This window comes from Bradyrhizobium viridifuturi (assembly GCF_001238275.1).
Lineage (GTDB): Bacteria > Pseudomonadota > Alphaproteobacteria > Rhizobiales > Xanthobacteraceae > Bradyrhizobium > Bradyrhizobium viridifuturi.
The window spans coordinates 1-9,534 of the sequence record NZ_LGTB01000088.1 but is presented as its reverse complement, the minus strand read 5'-3'; the positions used below and the strand labels follow the sequence as shown (position 1 = coordinate 9,534).

General features: G+C 64.9%; 7 protein-coding genes and 3 pseudogenes. 4 read left to right on the top strand and 6 right to left on the bottom strand.

Annotated features, from left to right (window positions below; genetic code table 11):
- Window positions 1–401 precede the first annotated feature (401 nt).
- Window positions 402–812 (top strand): NADH:ubiquinone oxidoreductase subunit NDUFA12, encoded by a 411-nt coding sequence (locus tag ALC15_RS40260; protein WP_050632054.1) that lies wholly within the window; start codon window positions 402–404, stop codon window positions 810–812.
- A gap of 394 nt (window positions 813–1,206) precedes the next feature.
- Here ALC15_RS40260 and ALC15_RS40255 read toward each other — a convergent pair whose 3' ends face one another.
- Window positions 1,207–1,893 (bottom strand): DJ-1/PfpI family protein, encoded by a 687-nt coding sequence (locus tag ALC15_RS40255; protein ID WP_050632053.1) that lies wholly within the window; start codon window positions 1,891–1,893, stop codon window positions 1,207–1,209.
- A 110-nt stretch (window positions 1,894–2,003) separates the two neighbouring features.
- Here ALC15_RS40255 and ALC15_RS40250 point away from each other — a divergent pair, with 110 nt between their 5' ends.
- Entirely contained in the window at window positions 2,004–2,942 is a 939-nt protein-coding gene (locus ALC15_RS40250) for a GlxA family transcriptional regulator (RefSeq protein ID WP_050632055.1), read from the top strand.
- Between the two features lie 207 nt (window positions 2,943–3,149).
- Complete coding sequence (locus ALC15_RS40245) at window positions 3,150–3,368, top strand: hypothetical protein (RefSeq protein WP_050632052.1); 219 nt, start codon at window positions 3,150–3,152, stop codon at window positions 3,366–3,368.
- A gap of 245 nt (window positions 3,369–3,613) precedes the next feature.
- On the opposite strand, the gene ALC15_RS40240 is transcribed toward ALC15_RS40245, so the two are convergent.
- The 5 genes and pseudogenes from ALC15_RS40240 to ALC15_RS40220 form a co-directional block, all read right to left on the bottom strand.
- Window positions 3,614–4,048: a hypothetical protein gene (locus ALC15_RS40240; protein WP_050632051.1), complete on the bottom strand. Its 435-nt coding sequence runs from the start codon at window positions 4,046–4,048 to the stop codon at window positions 3,614–3,616.
- Window positions 4,049–4,282: 234 nt separating this feature from the next.
- A pseudogene (gene nhaA, locus ALC15_RS40235) lies at window positions 4,283–5,629 on the bottom strand (Na+/H+ antiporter NhaA); the annotation flags it as partial.
- A gap of 457 nt (window positions 5,630–6,086) precedes the next feature.
- Window positions 6,087–7,316 carry a cation:proton antiporter gene (locus ALC15_RS40230; protein WP_050632050.1) on the bottom strand — a complete coding sequence of 410 codons (1,230 nt, stop codon included), beginning with the start codon at window positions 7,314–7,316 and terminating at the stop codon, window positions 6,087–6,089.
- Window positions 7,316–8,256 (bottom strand): annotated as a pseudogene (locus ALC15_RS40225) (alpha/beta hydrolase). The gene ALC15_RS40230 and the pseudogene ALC15_RS40225 overlap by 1 nt, the downstream one beginning before the upstream one ends.
- On the bottom strand, window positions 8,175–9,071 hold the full coding sequence (locus tag ALC15_RS40220; RefSeq protein WP_244486487.1) for an SDR family NAD(P)-dependent oxidoreductase: 897 nt from the start codon (window positions 9,069–9,071) through the stop codon (window positions 8,175–8,177). The pseudogene ALC15_RS40225 and the gene ALC15_RS40220 overlap by 82 nt, the downstream one beginning before the upstream one ends.
- A 257-nt stretch (window positions 9,072–9,328) precedes the next feature.
- Here ALC15_RS40220 and ALC15_RS40215 point away from each other — a divergent pair.
- Window positions 9,329–9,534 (top strand): annotated as a pseudogene (locus ALC15_RS40215) (DUF2155 domain-containing protein); the annotation flags it as partial.

The window sequence follows — 9,534 nt, the reverse complement described above, 5'->3', positions numbered from 1 at the left end:
CCGCGTGCTCCACCGCCACCGCCCATCGCGCCCATTTGCGCGGCCGTCTGGGCGAACGAAACGGTCGGCGCCACAGCCAGCGGCAGCGCAAGCGCCAGCGCCGCAGCGGTGCTCAGAACCTTCATATTGATCATTTTGGACTCCATCAAAACGGACAATGTCTAACCATTTCTGCGGTTGGACGTTCCAGCGCGCGACATTGATTGTCCGTCATCTTTGTTTGGCCGGAGGCGCATGTATGGCAGGTGAACAAAACTCTCCGTGACCGCGTCATTTGGTCGCCAAACGGGCAGGTGATGGGGTCTATTCCGGGAGTGCCTGGCTACCTTGGCGGCGGCTGGACATTTGCGGATTCAGGTGGCATCAGAGCCGGACTGCCTCGAACCCGTGACCGGCCACGCATGAAACAATTCCTGCTGAAATTCTTCACCTGGTGGAACGGCCAGACCTTTGGCACGCAATTGTGGACCTCGCGATTCGGCGAGCTGGTCGGCGAGGACGAGCAGGGCAACCGCTACTATCGCACCAAGGGCGGCGAGATCGACCCGACGCTGCATTTCGAGCGCCGCTGGGTGGTCTATAACGGCTATGCCGAGGCGTCCCGGATTCCGGCCGGCTGGCACGGCTGGCTGCACCACACGGTCGACGTGCCCCCGACCGACGAGAAGTACGTCGCCAAGGAATGGGAAAAGCCGCATCTGCCGAACATGACCGGCACTGCCCAGGCTTACCGTCCGTCCGGCTCGACGCTGGCAAGCGGCCGTCGCCCGAAGGCGACCGGCGACTACCACGCCTGGACCCCGGGAAGCTGATCTTCACGCATTGCTGACCCCTGCACGTGCGCAATTGCGCGCGTGCAGCGCACGCGTTGCCGTGGCCGCGCAGGTGCGCGCCTGTGGACAACGGTAACAGCGGGGACAGGTCGGCCGCCGCCGATGCTGTCCACTTGCGCGGTCCGCATCTTCGCGGCTCAATGAAGCCATCTTACGGAGATGGGAAACCATCGCGTCGGATCGGGCTCCAGATCGCGACTGTCCCGATGAGCAGCGGCCTCCGAGTTGGATGCGGCCGGGAGATAGCCCCCGGTACAGATGTCCTGAAATCGCCCGCAAATGTGAGGCTACCGTGAGACAGGAAGGGCCGCTCGGGAAACCGGGCGGCCTTTTTCTTTGGGCGATCAGGTCAAGTTTCTTTGCAGCGAACAGGTCAAGCCAGCCGCGCCGCAGCCCGGCCCATCAATTCGCCGCGACGCGCATGCGCCGGTCCCATGCGCTCCTTCATCAGCGCCAGGATCTCGGCCGGTGCCGTGTCGGGCGAGCCGGCATTGAACGGCGGGGCCGGGTTGTATTCGAGCCTGAGCTGGATCGCTTCCGCGGTCTTGCGATCGACCAGCTCGGACACCAGCGTCAGTGCGAAGTCGATGCCGGCCGTGACCCCGCCGCCGGTGAAGCGGTTGCGGTCGACGCAGACGCGGGTCTTGGTCGGAATGGCGCCGAAGCCCGCGAGGAAATCGATCGCACTCCAATGCGTGGTGGCGCGATAGCCCTTGAGCAGGCCGGCGGCGCCGAGCACCAGCGATCCCGTGCAAACGGATGTGACGTATTTCGCGCCCGCGGCCTGGCGGCGCAGGAATCCGAGCATCTCCTCGTCGCCGACCATGTCGTCGGTGCCGAAGCCGCCGGGCACGCAGATCACGTCGAGCTGCGGGCAGTCGGCAAAGGTCGTGGTCGGCGTCAACACCATGACGGAATCGGTCGGAACCGGTTCGATCCGCTTCCAGATCAGATGCACCTTCGCGCCGGGGACCGAGGAGAACACCTGCAGCGGACCGGTCAGGTCGAGCTGGGTCACCTTCGGGAAGACGAGCAATCCAATCTGCAGGGGGTCGGACATCGGAGGCCTCCAAATAGCGCTTGACGGAACCAGGATGCCATGATGGCCTCCTGTCAAGAATGGCGTATTTCCCTCGTTTTCGGACGAGGCCGGGTTCAAAGGATTTGGCGATGATCGGCATCCTGATCTTTCCCGACTTCCAGCTGCTCGATGCGGCCGGCCCGATTGCGGCGTTCGAGATCGCGGCGCGCTTCGCCAACAATCCACCGGGCATCAAGACGATTGCCGTGAAGGCCGGGCCGGTGCGCTCGTCGTCCGGCGTCGAGATGCTGGCACGCGGCCTCAAGCCGTCGGCAGCAATCACGACGCTGATCATCGCGGGCGGCAACGGCGTGCGTACGCCGGCGACCTGTCCGACCACGCTGTCATTCGTGCGGCGGATGGCGGACCGCGGAGTCCGTGTCGCCAGCGTCTGCTCGGGCGCCTATGTGCTGGCCGAAGCTGGCCTGCTCGACGGCCGCCGCGCCACCACGCATTGGCAGCGCACGCCGCATTTCGTGAAGACCTATCCGAAGATCAAGCTCGAGCCGGACCAGATCTTCGTCCGCGACGGCAATATCTGGAGCTCGGCCGGCATCACCGCCGGCATCGATCTCGCGCTCGCCATGATCACCGAGGACTATGGCGACGAGGTCGCGCAGAACACCGCGCGCCAGCTCGTGCTGTATCACCGGCGCAGCGGCGGGCAGTCGCAGTTCTCCTCGCTGCTGGAATTGAAGACGCCGAACGGCAGGTTCGGGCCGCTGCTGGCCTGGGCACGGGAAAATCTCGACGCGCCGCTGACGGTCGAGGACCTCGCCGACAAGGCCGGGATGAGCTCGCGGCATTTCACCCGCGCCTTCATCGCCGAGACCGGCACCACGCCGTCGAAGGCCGTCGAGCGGCTGAGAATAGAGGTGGCGCGACAGCGCGTGCAGTCGTCGGGCGAGGCGATCGAGCGCGTCGCCGAGATCACCGGCTTCCGCGATCCCGAGCGGATGCGCCGCGCCTTCATCCGCGCCTTCGGCCAACCCCCGCAATCGCTGCGCCGGGCCTCGCGGGCGGGGTAGGTCGTCGACTGCGGAAGCTGCGGCGATTTGTGGATCGAAGGTCATTCCGGCGGCGAAGCGACAACTGCTACCCGATGACGGCACCTTGAGTCCTGGGACAATATCGTTGTCCGATTTCATGCGATGCATGCCGTCTTGCGCTGATGAACCTCGCGAAGGTTCCCGTGACCCACGTCTAGTGGGCATTGGGGACCCGAGGAGGTTCTAATGACAAAGCATCGAACGATTACCGGGTTCGTGGCTGTCGCCCTGCTGGCCGTCACTGCAACCGCCGCCACGATGAGGTCGCACGCGTCGCGGACCGACGACGTCGTCGCCTCCGGTGCGGACACGCTGCCGGCCAAGGATTTCAGCGACCGCTGGTCCCCGATATCCGCATTGTCTCCGGCCGCGGACACAGCCGAGCGTGCACCTGACGCACGCTAAGTCAGGACGAAGGGCCGGCCAGTTCGAGCACGCGACGCGTGCAGGGAATGCTCGTCTCACAACACAAATGCCCCGCCGAAGCGGGGCAAGATGTTGAATGACTTGGTCTTGAACAAACTGGTCTTGAATAGAACTAACGGTTCCGCCGCGCCGGACTAGCGCAGTCATTTACCAAATACAGGATCAGCCCACGATCGCAGAGATCCTCGGATGCTGATCATGAAATGTGCTTCAACCGAAATAAATCACTGGCTCAATGTATCGGTCGCGATCTTCTTCTTGAGTGTCTCGCAGGTATCCCTGACCTCCATGGTCATCAACGAGACGGCTTCGATCTGCAGGAAGAAGCGCTTGCCCTGATCGCGGTAACCCGCGGCGAACTCCTTGATCTCTGCGATCATGTCATGGACGCCGGCCACCATTACTTCGCAGTTCTTGGCAGCCAATTGCAGTTCCGTTCCGAGGGCCTCGATCTCTTTCACCGCCGCTTCATACTCGCGCACGACGGCCTCGGCCGACAGCTTGCCCACTTCATTGACGCCATTGCGGTGCTCGACGTAGTCGGGCATCGGTGAGAGAGGTCGAATATTGCCACGTGGTCGATGCGAGCTCACCGCTTCGATTTCGTCGTCCGTCTGTTCCAACGGGGCGCGGGCGAGGATTTCTGCACTAACACTCATGCGAACGCTCCATAAGTTGTTACGGCAAATGGAGTTTATCAATGTCAACGGATTTGTCTCGCTTTTCCACAATTTTGAAGCAAGGGTGCCGTTGTGCGCCGCAGCGCGGCAAATTCCGCATGTGCGTCAATGCGGAGCGCCGGTCGCGGGTTAGCCGGCGGCCGAGCGTTCGCCCGGCTGCCCGTGCGGTCTCCGGGCATATCGATCTACGGCAGGCGACCGACGCGCGCGCGTCACGCTGCGACGGTGCCGGATGTAGATCGCACCCCAACCGAGGCCGAGCATGGCGGCGACGACCGAGCCGAGCAGCACGCCCAGCTTAGCCGCGTTCAACAGGGCTTCATCGGCGAAGGCCAGCATCGCGATGAAGATCGACATGGTGAAGCCGATGCCGGCAAGCAGGCCGACCAGGCAGACGCCGCCCCACGAAACGCTGGGGGCCAGCCGGCACCAGCCGAGCCGCACCGCAAGCCAGGTCGTACCGATTACGCCAACGGGCTTTCCAACGACGAGTGCAAAGCCTACGCCCAGCATCACGGATTGAGCGCCGGCCGAGAGATCAATTCCAGTCAGGCTGACGCCGGCGTTGGCCAATGCGAACAGCGGCATGATGCCGTAGGAGACCCAGGGATGCAGTGCAGTCTGCACGCGTACCACGGGCGGCAACATCTCGCGTTGCGCGAGACGAAGCTGCCGCCGCGGTGACGCCAGATGATGCGTCTCACTGCCATGAAGCGCGTCGCCGTTTTGCAGCTCTCCGGCGACCCGCGACAGCATCTGCAACGGATGTTCTCCAAGAGGCATCGACCGCACCGGCGTCATCAGGCCGAGCACGATGCCGGCAAGTGTCGGATGGGCTCCGCTCATCAGGAGACCGGACCAGACGATCGCGCCGGGGACGATGTAGACAATTGCCGAGCCGATCCCGATCCGTTGCAGCGCCAGCACCATCAGGATGCCGAACGAGGCGACAAGCAGGCCGCCGAACCCAAGGCCCCCGGAATAGAAGAACGCGATGATCAGCACCGCGATGACGTCGTCGACGATCGCCAGCGCCAGCAAGAATATCCGCAGATTGACTGGGATCGACCGTCCGAGCAGCGCGAGCACGCCGACGGCAAACGCGATGTCCGTCGCCGTGGGGACGGCCCAACCCTGGCCGCGCACCGCATCGGCGTTCAGGCTCAGATAGATCAGGGCGGGTGCGACGACGCCGCCGGCTGCGGCGACCACGGGCAGGATCGCCTGATCGAACCTGCTCAACGCGCCCTCGTGGGCCTCGCGACGAATCTCCATGCCGACGACGAGGAAGAAGATCGTCATCAGGCCGTCGTTGATCCAGAAGTGCAGCGGCTTGGAGAACACGAACGAGCCAAGCTGGATCGCGACGGGCTGATGCCACAGGGCGTGGTAGCTGCCGGTAAAGGGGGAATTGGCCCAGATCAACGCCGCCACGGCAGCCATCAACAGCACGCAACCGCTGACGGCCTCGACGTGCAGGAAACGCTGGAGGGTCGCGAACGCGCGCTGCGCGAGCAGTTGGGTTGACGGCGGGTCTTCGGCTGGCAGTCGGTGGTCCATCGGGCGCACGCTTCCCGCGTGGTGGCCCGACCATCGCTCAACCTGTCACTGCTCCATGCAGCAAACACCCATGGGCGATTTCGCACGGCAATCCGGGCAAAGCAACCCTAACCGAGGCTCGCGACGACGTGGTGGCGCGCCGGCCGGGGCGTCAAAAGCGCGCAGGAGAGGAGCCGTCAGAACCAGCCCGCAAGACCGTTGACCTGCGTGGCCGCGCCGAACATCAGGAAAACGGCGATGCACAGCAGCGGTGAATATGGGTTCCGATCGTTGTCTTGTGACGGATGCTGCATGACCGCACCTCAATGAGGAACTCGTCTGCGGCGCCACGGGATCGTGCGCCGTTTGCCTCGCCAAACATGGCGGGAACGGCATAGGAAAGCGAGACGACCGGCGGTCGCGCGGCATAAAGACGACATAAGCGTCGGCAGCGCGCCGCTGCTCTTGCCTGGCGGTTCTAATCGACCGCGAGCAGGCCGAGTCGCGACGCAAGCCAGCGTGTGGTCGAGGCCTGGATCAGGATCGTCATCAGGATCGCAATGAAGGTGACGGAGGCGATCATCTCGGCTCCGGGCGCCTTCATGCCGAGCATGAGGCCGGCGAGCGCGGCGGGGATCACGCCGGTCTCGCGGGTCCAGCACATGAACAGCATTTCCGGCAAACTCCAGCGAGCGCGGCGATCGGGCAGCGCGCACAGGAAGACGGTGGCCGGGCGCGCCAGAAACATCAGCACCAGCGTGACCGCGACGCCGCCAAGCCAATACTGCTGCATCAGCGCAAAATTGACCTGAGCGCCCAGCAGAATGAAAATGAAGAGGCGCAGGATGAAGGCCGTGGTCAGAACGAACTCGTCGAGCTTTTGCGCTTCGCCGGGCTCCATCTGGAAGCCGAAACTCTCCTTGTTGCCGAGCATGATGCCGAACACGAACACCGCCATGAAGCCGGATGCGTGCATGCCCTCGGCGGTGAAATAGGCGCTGATGACGGCGACGACGGTGACCACCGGCGCGTATTCCGCGAGGAACGCCCACTTTTCGTGAGCGATCAACAGCGCCGCGAGATAACCGAGCACGACGCCGGCGACGATGCCGATGACGGAATGCGTCAGCAACTGGAGCAGGGAGGCGGAGAGCGAGAAGGCACTGCCGGTCGCAAGGCCCAGCAGGCTGAAGGTGATGATCGCACCCATGGCGTCATTGAACGCCGACTCGCTCATCACGGTTTGCGCGACACGGTCCCTGATCCGAACCTGGCGGAAGATCGGCACGAGCGTCGCCGGATCGGTCGAGGCCAGTGTTGCCGCAAGCAGGAACGCCACGATCGCGGGAACGCCCAGGATGAACTTGGCCGCCGTTCCGGTGATCATCGCAGTGATCACGACGCCAACCGTCGCGATCACCGCGATCGTGACCCAGACCTGTTTCAGCACGGCCAGCCGCAGCGTCGCACCGCCGTCGAACAGGATGTAGCTCGCGCCGAACAGCAGTATGATCTGGTTCAGCGCGGAATCGGCGGCGATATTGACGAGCCCCAGCGCATGCGGGCCGATCAGGATGCCGACGATGAGGAACACCGCGACATCGGGAATCCGGATCTTCTGGGCGAACAGCGCCGCGACCGTGCCGATCGCCAGGACCAGGCCGCAGGAGAGCAGCGTGTGCCTGGCGATTTCGATCGAGGAGGACATCAGCCCAGCGACTTCAGCCAGGCGCTGATCTCGGTCACCGCGACATTGGCCTGATTGAGCAGCTTGCCCATGGTGAAGAAGCCATGGAATTGGCCGGGGAAATGCCGGTACGTCACGGGCACGCCGGCGCCCTCGAGGAATTTCGCGTACTCGTCGCCTTCGTCGCGCAAGGGATCGGCGCCGGCGGTCAGCACATAGGCCGGGGGCAGGCCGGCGAAGTCGTTCGCGCGCGCGGGCGATGCGCGCCAGTCGCTGTTGTCGGCATCACCGAGATAATGATTGCCGAACCAGCCGATCACCGAATGGGTCAGCAGGATGCTGGTCTCGGGCTGCGATGCGAGGGATGCTGCCGCGAGAAATCGGTTGCGGGATAGACCAGAAGCTGGGCCGCGAGCTTAGGTCCGCCGTCGCGGGCGGTGAGCGCAACCACCGCCGCGAGATTGCCGCCGGCGCTGTCGCCGCCGACGATCAGGCGCGCGGCGTCGATGCCGAGATCCTTGGCGTTGGCGGCGACCCATCTGGTTGCGGTGACGGCGTCGTCGACCGCGGCAGGGAAGCGGTGTTCGGGCGCGAGGCGATAGTCCACCGAGATCACGATCAGCTCGCCCTCATGGGCGAGCTTCTGGCAGACCACCTCATGGGTATCGAGGTCGCCGATCACCCAGCCGCCGCCGTGGAAGAACACCAGGCACGGCGCGAGCCCGTTCGCCTTGCGCAGCGTGTTCGGCGTGTAGATGCGCGCCGGGATGCTGCCGTGCGGCGCCGGGATCGCGAGCTCCTTGCTCGATTCAAGCGCCGGCGGCTCCGGATTGGAGACGATACGGGCGGCGCGATAATATTCGCGTGCTTCCGGTGCGGTCAGCGATTCATAGGCGGGGCGGCCGGCCTCCTGGAACGCCTTGTAGACGGCGGCGGCATCGGGATCGAGAACGACGGGCATGGACGACAAACCTTGTTGTGATGCTGGGCTGGGGTGTCAGGCGGCGGTGCGGCCGCGTCGACGGTGTAGGCGGAGCCGGAGACGTAGCTCGCCTCGTCGGAAGCGAGGAATGCGACGATGGAGGCGACCTCGCTGGCGAGGCCGAGCCGGCGCGCCGGGATGCGGTCGACGATCTTCTCGACCGGGGGCGGCGCGTTGCCGCCGGAGCGGCCTTGCAGGATGGTGCTCAGCATCCGGCTTTCGATCATGCCGGGGCAGACGCAATTGACCCGCACGCCGGTGCCGGTGCATTCCCATGCTGCGCTCTTGGTCAGCCCGATCACAGCGTGCTTGCTGGCGCTGTAGACCGCGATCATCGGCGATCCCATCAGGCCCGCGATCGAGGCGGTGTTGATGATGCTGCCCTTGTTCTGCTTCAGCATCACCGGCAGCACATGCTTCATGCCGAGGAAGACGCCGACGACATTGACGTCGAGCACGCGGCGGAAGCTCTCCAGCGAATATTCAGGGATCGGCCTGACGTCGCCCTCGATGCCGGCGTTGTTGTAGAAGGCGTCGATGGTGCCGAAGCGGTCCACGGCGGCGCGGACATAGTCCTTGACCTCGTCCTCGTCGGTGACGTCGGCCGTGATCCCCAGGGCCTCGGCCGAGGCGGGGAGGTCCTTGACGGCGGCCGCAAGATCGGCCCCCTTGCGGTCGACTGCGACAATCCGCGCACCGCGTTCGGCGAGCAGATGGAGCGTGGCGGTTCCGATGACGCCGGCAGCCCCGGTGACGACGGCGACCCGGCCGTCGAGCCTGATGCGATCGGGCATGTTGGGTTTCCTCTGGCTGGTCCGGTTCGATCCGGATTTTCCTGGTTTTCACGCGGTGCCGCGTGGCTTCAGCGTGAGGACTATCACACGTGTTCCCAGGGGTGACCAGAGGGTGACCAGAGCGTGGCCGGCGGGCCGGGGAGAGGTGGCCCGGTGCCCTTTCCCCGCCGTATTCGGCGTGTTAACCGGTGGCCTGCGAGCGGCCGATATCAAGGTAGACTGTCGCGAGCCCGATTCGCCCTTTAAAGCCGCGCGAGATGCTTCGAACCGTTGCCCTGACTGGCTTTGCGGCCCTGGTTGCCGCCTCAACCATCTCGCTTGCGCCGCCCGCGCGCGCGCAGATCGGAACGATTTTCTCCGATCCCGCGCCGCGTCCGCCCGGGCTCGACTCCCGCGTCGGCCAGGTGGCGCCGCCCAGCGACGACGACGAGGAAGTGCCGGAATTGCCGCGCGGCCGCCTGCT

Bases quoted from the DNA above. Each gene is read 5' to 3' on its own strand.
- ALC15_RS40260 (WP_050632054.1), top strand. From the start codon at position 402: ATGAAACAATTCCTGCTGAAATTCTTCACCTGGTGGAACGGCCAGACC.
- ALC15_RS40255 (WP_050632053.1), bottom strand. From the start codon at position 1,893: ATGTCCGACCCCCTGCAGATTGGATTGCTCGTCTTCCCGAAGGTGACC.
- ALC15_RS40250 (WP_050632055.1), top strand. From the start codon at position 2,004: ATGATCGGCATCCTGATCTTTCCCGACTTCCAGCTGCTCGATGCGGCC.
- ALC15_RS40245 (WP_050632052.1), top strand. From the start codon at position 3,150: ATGACAAAGCATCGAACGATTACCGGGTTCGTGGCTGTCGCCCTGCTG.
- ALC15_RS40240 (WP_050632051.1), bottom strand. From the start codon at position 4,048: ATGAGTGTTAGTGCAGAAATCCTCGCCCGCGCCCCGTTGGAACAGACG.
- ALC15_RS40230 (WP_050632050.1), bottom strand. From the start codon at position 7,316: ATGTCCTCCTCGATCGAAATCGCCAGGCACACGCTGCTCTCCTGCGGC.
- ALC15_RS40220 (WP_244486487.1), bottom strand. From the start codon at position 9,071: ATGCCCGATCGCATCAGGCTCGACGGCCGGGTCGCCGTCGTCACCGGG.